Annotated in this window: 18 protein-coding genes and 1 pseudogene; 9 read left to right on the top strand and 10 right to left on the bottom strand. The window is 63.9% G+C overall.

All coding sequences use genetic code 11. The annotated features are described in order from the left end of the window. Positions 1-5 precede the first annotated feature (5 nt). Positions 6-1,379, bottom strand: coding sequence for an argininosuccinate lyase (gene argH / locus IEX32_RS04060; RefSeq protein WP_188768963.1), 1,374 nt, complete (start codon positions 1,377-1,379; stop codon positions 6-8). 19 nt (positions 1,380-1,398) lie between these two features. On the opposite strand from argH, the gene IEX32_RS04055 reads away from it, so the two are divergent. Continuing rightward, entirely contained in the window at positions 1,399-1,977 is a 579-nt protein-coding gene (locus IEX32_RS04055) for a TlpA family protein disulfide reductase (RefSeq protein WP_188768671.1), read from the top strand. A gap of 579 nt (positions 1,978-2,556) precedes the next feature. Here IEX32_RS04055 and IEX32_RS04050 read toward each other — a convergent pair. Further along, the gene (locus tag IEX32_RS04050) at positions 2,557-2,982 is read right to left on the bottom strand and encodes a DUF4168 domain-containing protein (RefSeq protein ID WP_188768669.1); all 426 of its coding nucleotides are present in this window, start codon (positions 2,980-2,982) and stop codon (positions 2,557-2,559) included. Positions 2,983-3,366: 384 nt separating this feature from the next. On the opposite strand from IEX32_RS04050, the gene IEX32_RS04045 reads away from it, so the two are divergent. The 4 genes and pseudogenes from IEX32_RS04045 to IEX32_RS04035 all read left to right on the top strand — a co-directional run bounded on the left by IEX32_RS04045 (position 3,367) and on the right by IEX32_RS04035 (position 6,975). After that, entirely contained in the window at positions 3,367-4,470 is a 1,104-nt protein-coding gene (locus tag IEX32_RS04045; protein ID WP_188768667.1) for a Fic family protein, read from the top strand. 170 nt (positions 4,471-4,640) lie between these two features. Then, positions 4,641-4,897, top strand: a pseudogene (locus IEX32_RS20590) (hypothetical protein). A 276-nt stretch (positions 4,898-5,173) separates the two neighbouring features. Further along, complete coding sequence (locus tag IEX32_RS04040; RefSeq protein WP_229735933.1) at positions 5,174-5,764, top strand: helix-turn-helix domain-containing protein; 591 nt, start codon at positions 5,174-5,176, stop codon at positions 5,762-5,764. Then, positions 5,761-6,975, top strand: coding sequence for a type II toxin-antitoxin system HipA family toxin (locus IEX32_RS04035; RefSeq protein ID WP_188768662.1), 1,215 nt, complete (start codon positions 5,761-5,763; stop codon positions 6,973-6,975). The genes IEX32_RS04040 and IEX32_RS04035 overlap by 4 nt, the downstream gene beginning before the upstream one ends. A gap of 177 nt (positions 6,976-7,152) precedes the next feature. Here IEX32_RS04035 and IEX32_RS04030 read toward each other — a convergent pair whose 3' ends face one another. Next, positions 7,153-8,085: a VOC family protein gene (locus IEX32_RS04030; protein ID WP_188768655.1), complete on the bottom strand. Its 933-nt coding sequence runs from the start codon at positions 8,083-8,085 to the stop codon at positions 7,153-7,155. 57 nt (positions 8,086-8,142) lie between these two features. Beyond that, positions 8,143-9,501, bottom strand: a complete 1,359-nt coding sequence (locus tag IEX32_RS04025; protein ID WP_188768653.1) for an aromatic ring-hydroxylating oxygenase subunit alpha — start codon at positions 9,499-9,501, stop codon at positions 8,143-8,145. 188 nt (positions 9,502-9,689) lie between these two features. Here IEX32_RS04025 and IEX32_RS04020 point away from each other — a divergent pair, with 188 nt between their 5' ends. Both IEX32_RS04020 and IEX32_RS04015 read left to right on the top strand, forming a co-directional pair. Then, the gene (locus tag IEX32_RS04020) at positions 9,690-10,205 is read left to right on the top strand and encodes a nitroreductase/quinone reductase family protein (protein WP_188768651.1); all 516 of its coding nucleotides are present in this window, start codon (positions 9,690-9,692) and stop codon (positions 10,203-10,205) included. Positions 10,206-10,304: 99 nt separating this feature from the next. Next, positions 10,305-10,820, top strand: coding sequence for a GNAT family N-acetyltransferase (locus IEX32_RS04015; protein WP_188768644.1), 516 nt, complete (start codon positions 10,305-10,307; stop codon positions 10,818-10,820). A gap of 43 nt (positions 10,821-10,863) precedes the next feature. Here IEX32_RS04015 and IEX32_RS04010 read toward each other — a convergent pair whose 3' ends face one another. Genes IEX32_RS04010 through IEX32_RS04000 form a run of 3 tightly spaced genes read right to left on the bottom strand, consistent with a single transcriptional unit; the run spans position 10,864 to position 14,142 of the window. After that, a complete protein-coding gene (locus IEX32_RS04010) occupies positions 10,864-12,108 on the bottom strand; it encodes an MFS transporter (protein WP_229735931.1) in 1,245 nt (414 codons plus the stop codon). 1 nt (position 12,109) lies between these two features. Beyond that, positions 12,110-12,523: an EthD domain-containing protein gene (locus IEX32_RS04005; protein WP_188768642.1), complete on the bottom strand. Its 414-nt coding sequence runs from the start codon at positions 12,521-12,523 to the stop codon at positions 12,110-12,112. A gap of 14 nt (positions 12,524-12,537) precedes the next feature. Then, positions 12,538-14,142: an NHL repeat-containing protein gene (locus IEX32_RS04000; RefSeq protein ID WP_188768640.1), complete on the bottom strand. Its 1,605-nt coding sequence runs from the start codon at positions 14,140-14,142 to the stop codon at positions 12,538-12,540. 274 nt (positions 14,143-14,416) lie between these two features. Here IEX32_RS04000 and IEX32_RS03995 point away from each other — a divergent pair, with 274 nt between their 5' ends. After that, positions 14,417-15,340, top strand: coding sequence for an SDR family NAD(P)-dependent oxidoreductase (locus IEX32_RS03995; protein ID WP_188768638.1), 924 nt, complete (start codon positions 14,417-14,419; stop codon positions 15,338-15,340). Between the two features lie 98 nt (positions 15,341-15,438). Further along, positions 15,439-17,271: a flavin-containing monooxygenase gene (locus tag IEX32_RS03990; RefSeq protein WP_188768628.1), complete on the top strand. Its 1,833-nt coding sequence runs from the start codon at positions 15,439-15,441 to the stop codon at positions 17,269-17,271. 53 nt (positions 17,272-17,324) lie between these two features. Here IEX32_RS03990 and IEX32_RS03985 read toward each other — a convergent pair whose 3' ends face one another. The 3 genes from IEX32_RS03985 to IEX32_RS03975 all read right to left on the bottom strand — a co-directional run bounded on the left by IEX32_RS03985 (position 17,325) and on the right by IEX32_RS03975 (position 20,328). Beyond that, positions 17,325-18,092, bottom strand: a complete 768-nt coding sequence (locus IEX32_RS03985; RefSeq protein ID WP_188768626.1) for an enoyl-CoA hydratase/isomerase family protein — start codon at positions 18,090-18,092, stop codon at positions 17,325-17,327. Between the two features lie 3 nt (positions 18,093-18,095). After that, positions 18,096-19,367, bottom strand: a complete 1,272-nt coding sequence (locus IEX32_RS03980; protein ID WP_188768624.1) for an acetyl-CoA hydrolase/transferase family protein — start codon at positions 19,365-19,367, stop codon at positions 18,096-18,098. A 70-nt stretch (positions 19,368-19,437) separates the two neighbouring features. Continuing rightward, positions 19,438-20,328, bottom strand: coding sequence for an HpcH/HpaI aldolase/citrate lyase family protein (locus IEX32_RS03975; RefSeq protein ID WP_188768622.1), 891 nt, complete (start codon positions 20,326-20,328; stop codon positions 19,438-19,440). Positions 20,329-20,456: the final 128 nt, after the last annotated feature.

Raw genomic sequence — 20,456 nt, 5'->3', positions numbered from 1 at the left:
GCGGGCTACTCCAGACCGAGCGCGGACCGGGCTTCGGCCACGCGCAGGCGAACCTGATCGGGCGCCGTGCCGCCATGCGACTTTCGCGCGGCGACCGATGCCTCGACGGAAAGCGCGGTGAATACGCGCTCGTCGATGCGGCTGTCGATCTTTTTGAGATCGGCCAGGGGCAGCTTGTCGAGCGCGAGGCCCGCCGTCTCGGCAAGCTTCACGGCCGCGCCGGTGATGTGGTGCGCCTCGCGGAAGGGAATATTGCCCTCGCGCACCAGCCAGTCGGCAAGGTCGGTGGCGGTGGCAAAGCCCAGCTCGGCCGCGCCGCGCATGCGGTCGGTGCGGAACCTGGTGTCCGCGACCATGCCGGTCATCGCCGCGATCGAGAGCGCGAGCAGGCTCGCGGCCTCGAAGACCGGCGGTTTGTCATCCTGCATGTCCTTCGAATAGGCGAGCGGCAGGCCCTTCATCGTCATCATCAGCGACATCAGGCAGCCGGATATGCGGCCCGCGTGGCCGCGCACCAGTTCGGCCGCGTCGGGGTTCTTCTTCTGCGGCATGATCGAGCTGCCGGTGGAGAGCGTATCGGGCAGCGCGACGAAGCCGAAAGGCTGGCTCGCCCAGATGATGAACTCCTCGGCGAGGCGCGAGAGGTGCAGCGCGCACTGCGCGGCGGCCATGAGGTAATCGAGCGCGAAATCGCGGTCGGAAACCGAATCGAGGCTGTTCGCGGTCGGCGCGTCGAAGCCCAATGCCTGCGTGGTCATCTCACGGTCGATGGGAAAGCCGGTACCGGCGAGCGCCGCCGAACCGAGCGGGCACTTGTTCATGCGCCCCCGCGCATCGTGAAAGCGCGAACGGTCGCGCTGGATCATCTCGTAATAGGCCATGAGGTGATGGCCGAGCGTAACCGGCTGCGCGGTCTGCAGATGCGTGAAGCCGGGCATGATGCTGCCGGCATGTTCGCCCGCGCGAGTGACGAGCGCGACCTGCAGCGCTTCCAGCCCGGCGTCGGCCTGGTCGATGGCATCGCGCACCCAGAGGCGGAAATCGGTCGCCACCTGGTCGTTGCGGCTGCGCGCGGTGTGCAGGCGCCCGGCCACCGGACCGATCAGTTCGGTCAGGCGGGACTCGGTGGTCATGTGGATGTCCTCGAGATCCCAGTCCTCGGGGACGCCATGGGCCTCATATTCGGCCGCGACCTTGTCAAGCCCCTCGGAAATCGCCACGGCGTCCTCGCCGGAAACGATGCCGCAAGCGCCCAGCATTGCGACATGCGCCTTGCTGGCGGCGACGTCCTGCCGCCACAGTGCCTTGTCGAAGGGGATCGAGGCATTTATCTCGCGCATGATCGCCGACGGTCCACCTTCGAACCGTCCGCCCCACATCTGGTTGGAGCCTCCCGTCTTGCTGTCTTCCCGCTCGCTCAAGTATCTCGTCCTTGCTGGCGCCCTTCTGGCCGCCGGCTGCGATAGGCAAAGCGGAGAGGAGTCGCAACCGCAGGCTTCGCAGGCCCCCGCCGAAACCGCGCAGGCCACCGAAGCCCCGGCGGACAAGCTCGACCGTTCGCACAAGGGCGAGCCGATCCCGGCCGTCACGCTCGTCGACGACAAGGGCGAGACGCTGGACCTCGCCTCGTTCAAGGGCAAGCCGCTGCTCGTCAACCTCTGGGCCACCTGGTGCGCGCCCTGCATCGCCGAGATGCCGACGCTCGCGGCGCTGTCGGCCACACAGGACCGGGTGACGGTGCTGCCGATCTCGCAGGACATGGGCCAGATCGACAAGGTCGTCGACATCCTGCGCCGCCGCAAGCTCGACCTCATCCAGCCCTGGGTGGACGAACAGGGCGACCTCGGCTTCCAATACGGCGGCAACCTGCCGGTGACGGTACTGTTCGACAGCGAGGGCAAGGAAGTCTGGCGCTGGACGGGCGGGAATGACTGGGCCTCGGCAGAGGCGGCCAAGCTGCTTGCGGAGGCGAAGTAGGGGCGGCCGCTGGTGACGGTCTTGAACTATTGAATCACCGTCCAGCTCACTGTTTGCCCCGGGAAAGGCTCAGCTATTCTCAATCTTGCGTAAGCTTGAAAAGCAGCATGTCGGCATGGCGGTGAGATCCCAGGATCATCGACAACTTCTGAGAAGGCTATCTCGATGCGCTCAGCATCCGCTGCGATTCGCTTGCTGATTGCGCGTTGTTGGGCGGGACACGATCGCAGCATGCGGGTAGCAATGCGCTGCCGAACCCTGGTACTTCGATGCGGTTCGTCGGGCACGTCGCCGTATCTTGAAACTGCTACTACCAAGCTCCGAGCGATGTCCTTCCGCTTGGCGGATTCACGCTCCAAGGCTATTTTGCGTGCCGCATCGCTTGCAAGAGCGGCCAATTCATAACCCAGTGCACTGGTTTCAATTGCGCCTCGAAACCTTTCGATGCTCGAAAGACCTGTCTCCACTGTCGCCCCCCCTTTGAGAAACACCTGCTCTCTCACGAGAAATCTGTCATTTAGGTCGGCGCGGTACCGATGAACGAACGGCGGGCGCTGCTCAGCGCCCGCTCCATGTTCATTACGGCGAATTGGCCCCTTGGATCTTTCCAGCTGCCATCTGGATGCGTTGCATCAGTGCGGCATCAGATTGCGAAGCGGCGGCGATCTCGTTGAACTTCTGCGGGGTCAATCCGGACGCTTGTACGGCAGCGGCCATTTTCGGTTGCTTGTCTTCCGCCGAAGCGGTGGGATCCTTCTCAATTTGCTGGATGGCCATTGCCGCCCGCGCAAACTGCTCGAGCTCTTCATCGCTGAAGGTTGTTTCAGAGGTTACCGCGCCGGGCGTTCCCGCGGACGGAGCGGATGTAGCAGGCGGCGGTGCTGACGGTTGTTGAGCCTGTGCTTGAGGGCTCGTGCCTCCAGCCTCTGGAACCGCAGCGTGAGCAGCTGCCGTGCACATTCCGCCGACAGCGGCCCCAATCACAGTTATCTTGCTCAATCTCATTGATGATCTCCCAAACATTTGAGTTGCGGGAGAGCCTTCGGAAGCACGTCGCCGAGGTTCAATGAAAGAATGGCTGATCCGTGCGGCGCCCGCGTTGTATTGAGCCTTCGGCAAAGTGTTTCTATGCGGCGTGGACAAATTTGAACCGGCATCTGGCGGTGGCTAGCGGCCGTAATGGTTGGCCACCAACTCTGGGGCGCCCTGGATGGGATAGCTTGCCTCCTCCCAGATCTGGAGCGGGCACTCATATGGGGCAGATTCTGGCATAAAGCACTATGACAAAAAGTTTTCTCCAGCTGCACGATCGAGTTACGTTGCATAAATGCTGGACTTATAAATCACTATATATAATATGTTGAGTTATAAATGAGGATTTTATAGCTCATGAAGTGGAATTGGCAGCAGCCAGACTGGCCGGAGTTTCGCTGGGACAGCGCCCCTTTGGCGTCGCTTGAAGCCCAATTCCTGCAGCAATCCGGCATCCTGATCGGTTCGACCAAGCACCTGACCGAGGATGACCGCGCGACTGTCACCATTGACATCATGACCGGCGAGGCGCTCAAGACCTCGGAGATCGAAGGCGAGTTGCTCAATCGTGACAGCGTGCAGAGTTCGTTACGCCGCCAATTCGGCCTCGAGACCGCAGATCGCAAAATTCCTCCTGCCGAACGCGGCATCGCGGAAATGATGATCGCACTCTACCGCGACTTTGCCGATCCGCTAACGAACGAAACACTCTTCGCGTGGCACGATATGGTCGTCAGCGGACGTCGCGATATCGACGCTGTTGGCCGTTATCGTGATCATGAGGATGCAATGCAGGTCGTCTCCGGGCTTGTTCACAAGCCCGCGGTTCACTTCGAGGCGCCCCCATCAAAAGATGTGCCGGAAGAGATGCAAGGCTTCCTGGATTGGTTCACCAGTTCAAACCCAGGGGGCTCGAACCCCTTGCCCGCCCTGACCCGCGCAGGGATCGCCCATCTTTACTTCGTTTCGATCCATCCCTTCGAGGATGGCAATGGGCGCATCGCCCGCGCACTTGCGGAAAAGGCTCTCTCTCAAGCCATCGGCCAGCCCAGCCTGATTGCCCTGTCGCAGGTCATACAGCGCAGCCGCGCCACGTACTATGACGCACTGGAGGCAGCCAACAAGCGAAACGAGATCACCGGCTGGCTAACCTACTTTGCACAGACGGTACTGGACGCACAGGAACACAGCCTCGCGCTGATCGACTTCCTCCTCGCGAAGGTCAAATTCTACGACCGCTTCCGCGACCAGATGAACGAGCGTCAGGCCCGGGTCATCACACGCATGTTTAGGGAAGGGATCGATGGCTTCACGGGCGGACTCAGCGCGGCCAACTACATCACCATCACCGGCACCTCGCGCGCGACCGCCACTCGCGACTTACATGAGCTCGTCGCGATGGGGGCGCTGACACAAACGGGCATGCTCAAATCGACACGCTACCAGTTGGCGATCGCGTAGTGCTGACAGCCGTAATTTCGCCACGACGCGCCCGAATGGCCCTGCAATTTTGCCCGGCAAGGCCAGAATGCGAAACGCAAATTTCGCTTGCCGAAATGTTCCCCACGACGCAAAATGTGTCCCATCAGCTTTTGGAAAATCCTCATAAGATATTGAAACTAAGCCACTTTATTGGCAGAACTGGTGCGTACGGTGCATTCGCCGCCACGGTGGCCGCCTTCATCGTATCGTTGAATCTCGGGCGGCTATGGACGGGATGGGCCATGGTGATCTTCGTAACCAGCTCGGATAAGCCTTGTCGCGTGGGGCTTTGCCAATCCCGATAGCGAAGGGATCGCCTGGCAGAATATCGCCTTTGCTCCTTATCAATTGCGTCGGTGTCTGGCGCTATCTAATCGTCGGTCGACCCTCTCCCAGATCGAACTGAACCAACTGCACGCAGCGCAATTCCGACCCGCGCACAGATCGGTAGTCCGAATCACCCCGGGCCGGCGTCATTGTCGTCGCCGGCGCAGGGAACTGTCGTCGACCACATCGTCTCGGATAAACAAGCTCGGACACATATCCAGTATATGCAACTACATATTCTGTGCATCACATATATGCAAAAACATATCACCTAGCGGAAGGCCCCAAAGATGTGATATGTAAAGGCATATATTTTTAACCCAGTATATGCAAAAGCAGATAAATGAGTGCAAGAATGGACGAGATAGCCGCCATCATTCGTGCGGCACGGCAGGCGAAGGCACTGACCCAGAAGGAACTGGGGCAGCGCGTCGGCCTGCCTCAAAGCCATATCTCCAAGATAGAGAAAGGCGCGGTCGATCTCCAGCTCTCAAGCCTTGTCGAAATCGCGCGCGCCCTCGACCTTGAGATCAAGCTTGTCCCCCGCAAGGCTCTGCCCGCTGTGGAAGGCGCTCTTCGCGCCCACGGCACGACTGTCGAAACCAGTCGCGCCCTGAACTTGCTCAACGAGCAAGCGCGGCTTGCCCAGCGCATCAAAGCTAGCTTTCCCGATCTTTCGCAGATCGACGGCTTTCAGAACGCGATCCGGACCATTCCCAAGCTGCAATTCGATGCCGCTCAACTGAAGGCTCTGGATGAAGCTTTGCAACCTGCAAAGCGTCTGAAATCCCTGATCGACGCTCAGGGCGGTGCAGCCAAACTGGCCAAGCAGCTTGAGGAGGCAACTTCGTCGCTTAGGCACTTCCGCAACATTCAGCTGCACACACCGCTCATAGAGACAAGGCGTCAGCTTCCTGCCTATCGGCTGGAGGAGGATGACGAATGATTGACGCAGCCGCTCTCGACATACTCCTGTATGACCGCCGCATCGGGACGCTCGCCCGTCTCGATGGGGATCGCAGCATCTTCACGTTTGACGAGGTCTACCTCGCAGATGAGGATCGTTCGACGCTCTCGCTTGCCTACCGCGACCCTTATGGCGGCATCGTCAACGCGCCGCGTGCCTACCAGACCACAATCGAGCCGTTCTTCTCCAACCTCTTGCCCGAAGGTACGTTGCGCGATTATCTGGCGCGGCGCGCTGGGGTCAAAGCTATTCGCGAGTACCCGCTGCTCGCCCAACTCGGCAGGGACTTGCCAGGAGCCGTCAAAGCCGTTCCCGTTGATGCACGCGATGCACCGCCCGAGGATTCCGAAAATGAAGGCGTCGCAGGGCAGGCCAAGCATGCCCTGCGTTTCTCCCTTGCAGGCGTTCGGCTCAAATTCTCGGCCTTGAAGAACCGAGGCAAAAATGGTGGCCTCACCATTCCGGTAAGCGGCACAGGCGGCGACTGGATCGTAAAACTCCCATCAGCCCGTCACCCCGACGTTCCGGAAAACGAGTACGCCGCCATGAGCTTGGCCTCCAAGCTCGGGATCGATGTCCCTGAAATCGATCTTGTGCCGCTGGATGCGATTGAAGGATTGCCCGACGGGATCACCCGATACGGGGCGTCGGCCTACGCCATACGCCGCTTCGATCGTAACGACGAAGGTGCAATCCACGTCGAGGACTTTGCCCAGGTCTATGGCGTGTACGCCGACGACAAGTATGAGAACGCCAGCTACCGCCAAATCTTGTCAGTGCTCGCGATCGAGACAGACGAGGCAAGCGCCGTCGAGTTTGTCCGCCGCCTCACCTATTCCGTTCTGATCGGCAATGGTGACATGCATCTGAAAAACTGGTCGCTGATCTATCCCGACCAACGCCGACCAATCCTCGCCCCCGCTTACGACCTCCTATCGACGGTCGCCTATTTTCCCGAGGAGGATTCCGCTCTCAAATTCCATCGCTCGCGCGAATGGGAGTCGTTTACCTACAGCGAACTGGAAACGATCGCGGACAAGTCGCGGTTGGCCTCACACCTCGTCGTCTCGACGGCAAAAGAGACCGTCGAGCAATTTGACGCGCTTTGGGATCAAGAAAAGGCGCATCTACCCTTTTCGGGAGAAGTCGTGGCCGCAATCGACAAGCATCGAAAGCGCCTTGCGGTCTAGGTATTCACTCCCCCGCGCCTAGCAAAGCTTGGCCGTCTCTCGGACAGCTGACGCCGGCAAAGCCGCCCTTCACGGCGGCTGATGCGCGCCTCGGGACCCGCCATACGTTCATTTACACCAGGACGACAACGATCGTCAGTTTGAAGGAGAGCTATGCTGGAAGTTGGGTGATGCGGGTCAGCCGTTCGGAAACCGCGCCATTTCGCCCAGCTTCGAACCCACTTCCGGATAGCCTTCCGGCGTCTCTTCGGTGAACCAGATCAGCCGCCCATGGGCCTCCACCGGCATAATGGCGAAACGATCCGAGACGTTGCCGATCAGGGTCAGGCTCTTGCCGCGCAGATAGTTCGCGGCTTTCTCGGCGCTGCGGACCTTGTAGACGAGGTGATAGATGCCCTTCACCTCGCGCGCATGGGTCGCGACCGGGCCGTCCTCGCGCTTGTCTTCGAGCGCCTCGAGCACGGTATCCCCTATCGCGAAGGCCGCGCACGTTGCCTCGGTAAGTTCGCGCACGGCGATCTCGGGCCATTCGAGTTTGCCGGCGAACAGTTCGCGCGCCTCGTCCAGCGAAGGCGCGGAGATGCCGATCGCCTGCAGGCCCTCGATCCCGAGCGGGTGCTCGCTGCGCCATTTCTCCGGCGTCCATGACGCATCGCGGCGCGGATCGCCGGGCATGTCCTGCACGACGATTTCCAGCCGCATGCCCATGGCCTGCCCGCGCGGCACCAGGAAGTAGTGCGCCTCCATGCCGGGATCGTAGTGCCGCTTGAACCCGCGCGCCGCGAACCAGGCGTCGGCCTCCTTCAGGTCCGCGACCTTGAGCGCGACGCCAATCCAGCGCATCGGCGCGGCGGAGCGGCGCAGCATGTCGCCAAGCGGATGGCCCTCCCGAGTCCCGCGTCCGGCCGGCGCGATCGGGATCAGCATCGAATCGCCGATCATCAGCAGGCTTTCCTCGCGGTCGAGCCCCAACTTCTCGGTTTCGGGCGTGACCAGCATCTCGTAAGCCGTTTCGGCCCCGAACACCTCGCGAAAGAAAGCATCGCATGCCGGCCGATCGGCGTTGTCGGCGATGGCCCAGCTCAGATGGACGAGCGGCATCCTGACCATGTGACATCCCCTGCTGCGCGGAATCGTTCCCGCCGATCCCCGCGTTTGTCCAACCGGTCAATAGGTGGTGGGGTTCCCGATTCCCATGAACCTGGCCAGATTCAGGTGAAAGCTGGCGACCGAACGCTCCGCATAGGGATTGGGCTGGGCGCCCCGGAAGCCGACGTTCTTCATGCCCTGCTGCACGGCGGCCATATTGGCGAAGTCCTGCTGCAGCACGGGCGGCCAGTCCTGAGGCTCGGTATATTCCCAATCCGTCTCGGGCGCCTCGCTTTCGGGATAGAGTTCATAGACCGCCGCCTCGAAGATGCACTTGTCGGGATCGGCCCCAAAGGGCCGCGCCTGATAGCACAGCATGTTGTTGACCGCGTGGCCGATCTGGAAATTGGGGAAGATCTGCCAGGCCGTTCCCGCTTTGGCGGTGTGGCGCGGGTCGACCGTCGGCCAGACGACGCCGCGCGCGGCGTCCTCCTCGCGCGCGGTCTTGAGCCAGTAGGCCGAGACCTCCGCCGCCGGCGTTCCTTCGGGCAATTCGTCCTTCAGCCGATTGGCGACCGAGACGAGCGTCATCGTCGTGTTGGTATTGGCGTTTTCCCAGGTGAAGTTCTGCATTTCGGCCGTAGTCAGGCGCGGATCCTCGCCGGCGCCAATGCGCAGCTTGCCCGAGTCCTCCTCCTGCCCCGCGGGTGCATCGTAGCCGATGTTGGAATGCAGCCCTTGATTTCGCGCCCAGCCGCGAAACTGGCCGAACTCCATGAACTCGGAATGCGTCGTGGAGACGTGATAGGTCTCAAAGAAAGCCTCCATCGCCACTTTCCAGTTGCACTCGAACACCACCCACTTGCGCCAGCGCGGGCGCATGTTGTGAAGCTGGTAGGGTTCGAGCATTTCGGCGGCGGGGTGGAGATATTCGGCAAGCGGCATCGCCTCGGGATCGAGATTGATCCAGATCCAGCCGCCCCAGGTATCGACCTTGACCTTGCCGAGGTCGGCAAGCCCGTCGCACAGCCGGCCCTGCCAGTCCTCCTGATGCTCGATGTAGGTGTTGGTGCCTTCAAGGTCGAAGGTCCAGCCGTGATAGCCGCAGACGAAGTTCGGCCGGGTGCCGCGCGCGCTCCGCTTGCCCGGCGGTATGTCGATCAGCCGGCGGCCACGATGCGGGCAGACATTGTGGAAGGCGCGGATCTCGCTGGGCGAGGAACGCACCACGATCACCGAATCGTCGAGAATGTCATAGGTGATGTAGTTGCCGACCTCGGGAATGTCCTCGAGTCGCCCCGCCTGCAGCCAGACCTTGCGCCAGAGCCGGTCGCGCTCGGCCCTGGCATAGTCCGGCGAGATATAGGCTTGCGCCGGGACATTGACCGGAGCGACCAGGTCCTCGGCTGCCGTCACGATCTTGCCTGTTTCACCCATCGGATCCTCTTGCTTTGCGTTGTGCGTATTTGCGCCCGTTATCTCATTATTCGCACATGGGCGCAAATCGCCCCGGCGGTGCCGAATGCATGGATCCGGGTCTTGGCCCCGTCAGCGAAATAGGTGAGACTTCGCGGTTGACAAGCACCGCCAGGACCGGGCGGTCAGACCGGGAAAGAGGATCCGCCATGAGCGACAAAACATCAGCAGCCATCAGCGAAGTGCGCAAGGACTGGGTGGCGGAGCACCGCGACCTCTACCTCTCGTCCGGAGGCGCCAAAGGCCACATCATGGACATCACGGCGGTCGGCGGCCCCGCTTTCGGCACGCACTGTCTCATCAAGTATACAGGACGCAAGACTAGCAAGGTCTTCATCACCGGCCTGTGCTACGGCGTCGTCGGCGGCGAGTTGGTCATCGTCGCCTCAAAGGGCGGCGCGGACCACCACCCGGCCTGGTATCTCAACATCCGCGAACAAGAGACGGTGGATTTCCAGGTTGCGACCGAAGCCTTCCGCGCCACCTGGCGCGAACCCGAAGGGGCCGAGCGCGAGAAGGCCTGGGCGCACATGGTCGACAACTTTGCTTTCTATGGCGACTACCAGAAGGCAACCGACCGGACGATCCCGCTGCTCATGCTCAGGCCCCTCGAGTCGATCCCCGTGTTCAAGGCCGAGGACGCAACCGGCATGCGACAATACTGAGCGGGATTTCCGGTACTTGCGAACGCGAACTTGCGCTCGATCAAGGGCCGGGCGCAGAACATGACCCAAGAGGGACGCAACAGTTCAGGAGTTCCTGCCATGCACGTCACCCAGGTCATCCCGATCGATACCCGCTCGGGCGTCCAGCTCGATGTCCGTCCAGCCACCGAAGACGACGAACCGGCGCTCATCGCCTTCTTCGAGCGGGTGAGCGACAAGGATCGCCGGTTCCGGTTCCTTACCGCCGCCGAACGGATCTCGCACGCCCAGCTCGATCCGCTGGTCCATGCGGACCACTTTCGCTCGGAGAGCTACCTGGCGTTCAATCGCGCCGACGGCTCGCTCGTCGCCTCCGGGCTGCTCGTCTGCGACGGTCCGCTCGATACCGCCGAAGTCGCCGTTTCGATCCGCCGCGACTATCGCGGCAAAGGCATCGGCTGGGCGCTCCTCGACCTGCTAACCCGAGAGGCCGAGGCGCGCGGCGTGCGGCGCGTGATCACGATCGAGGACCGCGAAAACCGCGCCGCTATCGCACTGGAGCGCGAGAAGGAATTTGTGCCGGAGGCGGTGGAGGGCGATCCGAGACTGGTCATCCTCTCGAAGAGCTTCCGGTAGGGGGTAGCCGCCGAAACAGGGTCTTGTTGAGGCCGCCTGCATCTCAGGCCGCCGCGTAGGCTCCGTATCGCCGCGGCAGGCTTCCTATCGCGAGGCTGCTCGCCGCCATGAAGCCGAGCGACATCCACAGGAACATCTCGTAGCTGCCCGTGCGGTCATAGATCTGCGCGGCCACCAGCGGGCCGATGGCCGTTCCGATAGAGAGCGCCGCAAGAACGCCGCCGTAGAGCCCGCCGAAATTCTTCAATCCGAAATGCCGGCTGATGAGAAAGACGACGACATCGATCTCCGCGCCCAGCGTCAGACCGATCAGTCCCGAGGCAAGCGCGAGCGCGGCGAACGAGGTTCCGCCGAGCAGCATCAGCAGACTGCCCGCGACAGGCAGCAGGAAGACCGCCGCGCCAACCAGCGATGCCGGGAAACGGTCGAGCAGGAAGCCGGTGCCGAGGCGACCGACGAACGAGAACCAGCCGACGAAGGAAGCGATCGCCGCCGCGGTCAGCGCATCGGCGCCGCGGTCCGTGAGAATCGAGACGAAGTGAACGACCAGCGCGATAATGGTGAATGTGAACAGCAGGCTGGCGATGAAGAGACGGTGATAGACCGAAGAGCGCAGCCCCTCGCCCAGCGTGGCGCCGGGCAGGTCGTGCGGCCTTACCGCTCTTTCGGCCGCCTGCTTGCCGCGCCCGCGATCATAGGCACCGCGAAAGAACAGGAATATCAGCGGGAAGGCAACGACGAACCAGACCGCCGCATGGGTCGGAAAAGCCCTTTGCCAGCCAAGTTCGGCGATCGCGTAAGTGCCCATCAGCGGGAACAGCGCCGCTGCGATCGAGGCGCCGCACAGCGTCACCGCGAAAGCCAGGCCGCGCGAGACATGAAAGCGCGAGGCGACCGCGCTGGTCCAGATCGAGGCCTGGACCGGTAGCGCCGCGAGCGAGATCAGCCCCCAGAGCAGATACCAGCCCAGCAGCGACCCGTCCGCCGTGCCCAGTAGGGCAAAGGCCGCCGAAATCAGGACGAGGCCGATAACGCCGAAACGGCGCGGCCCGTACCTGTCGACAGCGAGGCCGATGAAGATGCCGCCAATCGCCTGTACCAGCGTCGCGATGGTGAGGCCGAAGGTCACTTCGGTGCGCGTCCAGCCGAATGTGTCGGCGACCGGGGCGAGGTAAGGCCCGATGCCATAGATGTGGATCACGCTGGTCGCATAGCCGAGGCCGGCGGCCACCGGCAGCATGGCATGGCTGCGCCATTCGTCGCGCGCTGTCGTCACGGTCGCGTGCACCTCAATCCTCGTATCGCAGGTCGACGCGGGGCACCTCTCCGTTCGGCCCCATCGGCGAATCGTATTCGATGCAGGTGCATACGGGATTCTCGTGGCTGGCGAAGAGCTTTTCCTCGTCGGCCTTCGTTATCGGCAGGCGCTCGGGATCGCTGATGATCGCCTGCGAACGCTCGAAGTCCTCGCGGCTGTTCCACCAGATCTCCATGATGCAGTCATAGCCGGGATCGTGAATCTCGCCGGTGACCGGGTTCCTTTCGGGGACGAGGTAGCGGCGCACATAGCGCACCGCGTTCGGGATCGCGGGCTTTGCCCCCATCTTCTTCGCCAGCTGCGAGTGCTGGTTCTCGTAGTAGTCCATGAACTCGTCCATGGTCATGTCGGGGCGCTTGCGGAAGAAGCAGATCTGCTTGAGCACGGTGCCGCTCTCCCTCACAGCCGGCGCAATGCAAGCACGCTGCCTTCGGCATCGGCGGACAGATAGACCGTGCCGTCCGGTGCGACCGCTATGCCGACGAACGTGTTCATGGGCCCGCACATGTCGCCCACGCCGCCAAGCTGGACCGGCCGCGAGCCCCCGGGGCCGCCGATCGGCAGGCCGCTCGCGGCCACTTCGCGCGCGCCGCCCGAAAGATCGCTGACGACCACTTCTCCCGCGCCGGGATCGGCGACGTAGAGGGCGCCGCCGGCAATGGCGATGCCTTCCGGCCGGACGAGACCGTCGAGCACGGTCTCCTTGCGTCCGCCTGTCAGCTTGACCACGCGCCCGGCGCCGCTTTCGGCGACGAAGACGGTGCCGTCCCCCGAAACCGCGACGCCCATCGGCTGATCGAGCCCTCTCGCCAGCTCGGTGACTTTGCCGTCCTCGACCGCGAGCACCCTGCCCGTCGGACGTTCGGCGACGACCACCGCGCCGCCCGGCGCCACGGCGATGCCCATCAGTAGGTCATGCCCGCGTGTCAGGAATTCGGTTTGCTCGGTGGCCGGATTCCACCGCGCCACGTCGCCGTTCGCGGTAGTAACGACCCATTCGTCGGTTCCGCAGGCCGCCGCCGCGCGCACCCATCCGGGAAAGCCCGGCGTGAACAGCATCCCCACCAGTTGCAGCGATTCGCCCGGATTGAGCAGGTACGTAAAGCCGCCATCGGCCACGAAGACATGGCCGTTCGGGCCCACCGCAAGCCCGAGCGGCCATTGCAGGCCCTTCTCGATCAGCGGTTTCGTCTGCCCCGGCGCGACGACTTCCGTGATCGAGCCGTTGATGTGGCTGACGAAAGTCCGTCCGTTGACGAAGGCGACATTGTCGAGGCCGGGGCCGATGTCCGCCAGCACCGATTTTTCGCCGGTGCGCGGGTCCACCTTGAGCACCTGGCCGCTGTAGACCTGCGTGGAGACGATGTAGCCGTCCGGGTGGAACTTGACCGAGTCCGGCACGCCGAGGTCCTTGGCGACCACTTCCGGCTCGCCGCCGTCGAGGCCGACACGCCAGATCTCGTTCGCGCCCTGCGCGGGGAAGTAGAGCTTGCCGTCCGGGCCCACTTCAAAGGCATTGGCCATCGGCACGCCTTCGCAGATCACGCGGGGCGCTCCGCCGTCGCGGTCCAGTTCCATGATCCGCCCGCCCATGCGCAGTTCGCCCGCGATCAGCATGCCCTGATGATAAGTGATGGGGTTGGCCACCGGCATGTCGCCATGGATCACCTTGTAGCGGCCGTCCGGCGTCATCATCGAGACGCGGCCTTCGGTGATCTCGGTACAGTAGAGATTGCCTGCCTCATCGAAGACGAGATCGTCCGGGCCGACAATACCGCCGCCCGAACCCGAGGCGGCACTGATCGTCTCGACCGCGCCGGTGTCGACATTGACCGCGCTGACCCTGCTCCCCGCGACCTGCGCCACATAGAGCCTGCCGTCCGCGCCGGCACGGATGCCGTTGGCGCCGTTGAGCCGGCTGGGCGGGGTCATGCGGTGCAGCGCCCAGCCTTCGCCGGGCTGCGCGGCGATTCCGTCCTGATTACGGCCTGCGGGTTCGAGCATGATCCTGTCCTCTCGCTCGGCCGCGCGCCGAGTCCATGCCCGGATTCCTATCGGGCGCGCAGCGCATAGGCAACGCGGCAGGCCGCGGCCGCGCGCCCATCGCCGGGGCGACGAGATCGCCGGCATCGCTTGCTCGGACGGGCATATGCGTACAGATATTGGCGTAGTGAGCCGATAACAAAGGCGGCCCCGGTGCATGGCGGTCGGCGCCAAATTCTAAAGCCGGCCGGAAACCCGTACAATTGCCCGGATACCGCCAGAAGGATGCCCGAACATGCCCACGCCCGAAATGCGTTTCGACGGACGCGTCGCCGTCATTACCGGAGCGGGCCGTGGGCTTGGCCGGGCCTATGCCCTGTTGCTCGCCGCGCGCGGGGCCAGGGTCGTCGTCAACGACCTGGGCGGCGCAATCCGGGGCGACCGTCCGGACACGAGCGTCGCGCAAGGCGTCGTCGATGAGATCGTCGCGGCGGGCGGCCAAGCCATCGCCAACGCCGATTCGGTCGCGACGCCGGAAGGCGGCAGGGCGATCATCCAGGCCGCGCTCGATACATGGGGCCGCGTCGACGTGTTGATCCACAATGCCGGCAACGTGCGCTACGGATCGATCCGCGAGCTTTCTGCCCAGGACTTGCGCGCCGTGCTCGACGTACACCTGCTGGGCGCATTTCACGTGGTTCAACCGGCCTTCGGCCTTATGTGCGACGCAGGTTACGGCCGCATCGTCCTGACCAGTTCGGTCGGCGGGCTCTATGGCAACGAACGCTGCGTGAACTACGGCATGTCGAAGTCCGCCATGCTCGGACTGGGCAACATCGCCGCGCTGGAAGGCGAGGCGTTCGGCGTCAAATGCAACACGATCGTGCCCGGCGCGCTCACACGCATGGCCGAGGGGCTCGACACCTCGCAGTACCCGCCGATGGAGCCGGAACTGGTCGCGCCAGTGGTCGGCTGGCTCGCGCACGAGAGCTGCCCCGTCACTGGGGAGACGATCGCCTCGATGGCAGGCCGCGTCGCGCGCATGTTCGTCGCCGAAACGCGCGGCGTCTATCGCCCGCGCTGGACCATCGAGGAGGTCGCCGCCGCAAACGAGGCCATTCATGACAAGGGGCCGGAAAACCCCTGCCTGCTGGACTTCGGCCTGCATGGACACATTGATCACATCGGCTACAGTTTTGCCATGGCCAGGGGGGCTTAATGAACAACACTGTTGACAAATAAGCGCGCAAACCTATTCAGCTTGCGGCAAATGGCGGCGGCGCTGCTGGCGTTGCCCCGAGAGAAGTGGGACCGGATATGAATTGCCAGAAGACCATCGTTCCCGCGCCTGAAGAAGTCGACATCCAGGCGCTCAAGGAAAAGTATCACGCCGAGCGCGAAAAGCGCATGCGCCGTGAGGGCCAGAACCAGTACGCCGCGCCCGAGGACCACTTTGTCCACGACACGCGCGAGCACGATCCCTTCACGCCGGTTGTTCCGCGCGATTCGGTCGACGAGGACATAGACGTCGCGGTTCTGGGCGCCGGATGGACCGGCATCATGGCCGGCTATCACCTCACCAAGGCGGGCGTAACCAACTTCCGCCACATCGAGCATGCGGGCGGATTCGGGGGCACCTGGTACTGGAACCGCTACCCCGGCATCCAGTGCGACAACGACGCCTACTGCTACCTCCCGCTGCTGGAGGAAATGGGCCACCTGCCCTCCAAGAAGTTCGCCGACGGCAAGGAAATCTACGACTACATCCAGGCCATCGTCGACCGCTTCGAATTTCGCGACAAGGCGCTGCTCCACACCGAAATCACCAGCCTCAGGTGGGACGAATCGATCAAGCGCTGGCGCATCTCGACCGACCGCGAGGACGAGATCCGCGCGCGCTTCGTGATGATGTGCGGCGGCACGCTGTCGACGCCCAAGTTCCCGGCCATTCCCGGCATCCACCGCTTCAAGGGCAAGATGTTCCACACCTCGCGCTGGGACTATGAATATACCGGCGGCGGCTGGGACGAACCGGTTCTCGACAAGCTGGCCGACAAGCGCGTGGCGATCCTCGGCACCGGCGCGACCTCGATCCAGGCGGTGCCCTACCTCGGCAAGTACGCCAAGCAGCTCTACGTCATCCAGCGCACGCCCTCGAGCGTGGACGAGCGCCCCAACCCGCCGACCGATCCCGAATGGGCCGCCTCGCTCAAGCCCGGCTGGCAGGCCGAGCGCCAGGCCAACTTCCTGCGCGCCGCCAACGAGATCATCCCCCCGGGCGACCCGGACCTGATCTGCGACATCTGGACCGAGATCAACCGCAACCTGAATGCTGAGCTCGAGGAAGAAGGCTGGCCGCAGGTCAGCATGGAGGAATTCATGCGCCGCCGCGAAGTCATGGACTTCCGCGTCATGCAGCGCCTGCGCGAGCGCGTCGATTCGATCGTCCAGGATCCCGAGACGGCCGAGGCGCTCAAGCCCTGGTACCGCTTCATGTGCAAGCGCCCGCTCTCGAACAACGATTACTACGCGACCTTCAACCGGCCGAACGTGCATCTGGTCGACGTATCGAAGACCGCCGGCCTCGAAGCCATGACCGAGCATGGCTTCATCCACGAGGGCAAGGAGCACGAGATCGACTGCATGATCTTCGCTTCGGGCTTCGAAGTGACCAGCGAGCTCAAGCGCCGCTGGGGCATCGAAACCGTTGAGGGCCGCGAAGGCGTGTCGATCTACGACCACTGGTCAGACGGCCCGCTCACGCTGCACGGGACGATGACGCATCACTTTCCCAACATGTTCTTCACCGGCTACGTGCAAGGCGGCCTGAACGGCAACACCACGCTGCAGTTCGGCATGCAGGGTTATCACGCCAGCTACGTCATCTCCGAAGCGCTCAAGCGCGGCATCAAGGCTGTGGAGCCGACGCAGGAGGCCCAGGACGCTTACGTGAAGGAATTCCGCGAGAAGGAACTCGATCTCTCGGTCATCCTCAACGAATGCACGCCAAGCTACTTCACCAACGAGGGCGAGAAGGAAGCCAAGTGGTTCCTGTTCCGCGGCTGGGGGCCCGGCTGGGACGACTTCCAGCGCCTCGTCAGGGAATGGCGCGAGGAAGGCAGCCTGCAGGGCATGCGGCTGGATAACTGAGCAAAAAGGCGGCCGTCCCCGGCCCCAAGACCGGGGCGGCGCCGGCCGGACGCTCAGCAGCCTTTCCAGACCGGCCTGCGCTTCTCCGCGAAGGCGCGCGGCCCTTCCTGCGCGTCCTGCGAATTATAGGCCTGATCGTGCGCGGCGCGGGCGGCCCGGAGCGCGGCGGAACGGCCCATCTCGGTCGCCAGCATCACCGTCTCGCGCGCGGCCTTGACCGAAAGCGGCGCCCCTTCGAGCACTTCTGTCGCCAGTTCGAGGGCGGCATCGAGCGCCCCGCCCGGCTGGGCGAGGCGATTGACGAGACCGATCTCGTATGCGCGCTCAGCCGTGATCGGCTTTCCGGTGAGCATGAGCTCCATCATGATCCGCTGCGGGATCATATGGATCAGCGGCGCGGCCCATGGGCTGCCCCGCCCCACCCGCACCTCGGTAATCGCGAAGGTCGCGTTGGTCGAGGCAACGCACAGGTCGCAGGCCTGCGCGATCATCCAGCCGCCGGCAAAGGCATGGCCACCCACCGCCGCGATGGTCGGCTTGGAAAGTTCGACCGTGTCGTAAGGCAGCGCGTACATTTCGCGCGGCGGGACCGTCATGCCGGTTTCGACCATCTCCTTGAGATCGCCGCCCGCGCAGAAGACCTTGTCGCCGCTGCCCGTGAGAATGGCGATACGCAGCGACGGGTCGCGCTCGAAACGGTCCCACGCGCCGCGAAGACCTTCGCGCACCTCGCGGCCCAGACAGTTGCGCTGGTCCGGGCGGTTGATGGTTATCACCGCGATTTCCTCGTCGCGGATGTCGAAAAGGACGGCATCGGTCATCGGTCAAAATCCTCGTTTTGCGATCTCGAACGCGGTGCGCTCCAGTTCTTCGCGGAAATCGGGATGCGCGATTCTCACCAGCCGCCGCGCTCGCTGCGCCAGTGACTGCCCTTTCAGTTCCGCCGCGCCGTACTCGGTGACGACCACGTCGACTTCGCTGCGCGCGGTGGTAACCGGCCCCGAGAGCGCGGGCACGATCCTGCTCACCGAGCCGCCCCTGGCGGTGGAAGCAAGCACCGTCAGCGAGGCGCCGCCCGGCGAGCGGGCACCGGCGCGCACGAAATCCACCTGTCCGCCGGTTCCGCCAAGATAGGCCATGCCCGACTGCTCCGCGTTGACCTGACCGGTGAGGTCCACGTCCAGCGCCGAGTTGATCGTGACGAGGCGCGAAAGCCGGGCCAGCACGCTGGCGTCGTGGGTGTAGCTCGTCGGCGTCATGCGGATCGCGGGGTTGTCATGCGCCCAGTCATAGAGCCGCCGCGTGCCGATCAGCGCGCCGTTGATCGAGACGCCCCGGTCGATCTCCTTGCGCGCGTTGGTCAGCACGCCCGCTTCGGCCAGATCGACCAGCCCGTCGCCCAGCATGCCGGAGTGGACGCCCAGATCCCTGCGATCGCGTAGCAGGCGCAGGATGGCATCGGGCACCGCGCCCACCCCAGTCTGGATCACCGAACCGTCGCCGATATATTCGGCACAATTCCGCGCGATAGCCTCATCAACCGGGCCGATCTTCGCGGGCGGCACTTCCACCGGCGCGCGGCTGACTTTCACGGCCACGTCGATGGCCGAGGCCGGGATCGTCTCGCCGGGCACTCGGGGCACCTGTTCGTTGACTTCGGCGATCACCACGCGCGCCTTGCTCGCGGCGGCGCGCACGTAGTCGGAGATCAGGCCGCACGAATGGTTACCCTGCGCGTCCGCCGGGCTGACCTGTATCATCGCCGCGTCGCAGGGCATCACCCCGCTTTCGATCAGCGGCGCGATCTGGCTGACATGGAGGGGAATCACCTCCAGCGCGTGAGCCCTGGCCATGGCGCGCAGCGCACCGATCGCGCCCATGCTGGAAAGGCGGAAGGCACTTGCTGTTTCCGGCGTGAACAGACCGGAAAAGCTGGTCGCGATGAAGGCGCCGAGATCGCCGATTGCCGCGCCCTGCCCGATCAGCGCTTCGACCAGCGTGGTCGGTTCGCCGCAGGCCTGGCCGAAGACGATCCGGTCGCCGCGGCGCAGGTACTTCGAAAGGTCGAGCGTATCGGGAAGGACGGTTTCAGTCATTCGGTCCGCCCGCTGCCCCAACCCCGCCCATCCTTCGACAAGCGCAGGACGGGCGGGACCGGGTTTGGGCTCACAGCGTTCCCGCCTGCCGCAGCAGCCGCTCGGCGCGCGCGAGGTACGGGCGATCGAGCATGCCGCCCTTCCAGCCGATCGCGCCGACGCCGGGGTTGGCGGCGAAGAGGTCGACGATTTCCTGGGCCTCGGCGATTTCCTCCTCGGTGGGCGTGAAGGCGGCGTTGATCACCGGCACCTGCGCCGGATGGATCGCCATCATTCCCCGAAAGCCGTCGCGGCGTACCCTTTCGGCTCGCGCTTTCAGAGCATCGAGATCCCTGAAGTCGGCGCTGATCGTCTCGATCGCGGTCACGCCGGCGGCCGCGGCGCCGAGCACGGTCAGGCTGCGCGCCAGTTCGTAGGTGAAGCTGTAGGAGCCGTCGTCGTTCTTGTTCGAGCTGGCACCGACCGAATCCGCAAGGTCTTCCGCCCCCCAGGTCAGCGCCACGACGCGCGGCGCGCCCTTGTAGTCGCCGGTATGGAACATTGCTTCGGCGGTCTCGGTGATGAGGACGATCACCGGGGTGGAGCCTTCCTCCACGCCGTTCGCCACTTCCAGCACGGAGAGGCAGTGGTCCAGCTTTTCGACCTCGGCGCGGCCATAGACCTTGGGCAGCATGATCCCGCCGGGACGGGCCGGCACGATCGCGGCGAGATCGGCCAGGGCATAGGGGCCGTCGAACGGATTGATACGCACCCACAGGCGGTGGCGCTGCTCGGGATGGGCCTTGATAAAGTCGTGGACCATCGGGCGGGCGCTCGCCTTGTTGTCGGGCGCGACCGCGTCCTCGAGGTCGATGAGGACGATGTCGGCCTCGCCCTCCATCGCCTTGGTCATCTTCTTCTCGCTATCGCCCGGCGCGAAGAGCCAGGAGCGGGCGGTGACGGGTTCGTTGGTAACGGGCATTTCTTTTCCCTTCGTCATCCCGGACGTGCTCCGGGACCGGTGGCAGTCGTTCGGCGCTACGTCTCGCGCAACCTCGCTCGTAAACACCGGCGCCGGTCCCGGAGCAAGTCCGGGATGACGCAAAGATC

Source organism: Novosphingobium endophyticum (genome assembly GCF_014640675.1).
Taxonomy (GTDB): Bacteria; Pseudomonadota; Alphaproteobacteria; order Sphingomonadales; family Sphingomonadaceae; genus Novosphingobium; species Novosphingobium endophyticum.
Note: the sequence above shows the minus strand (reverse complement) of the source record. Positions and strands in the feature narration are given on the sequence as shown.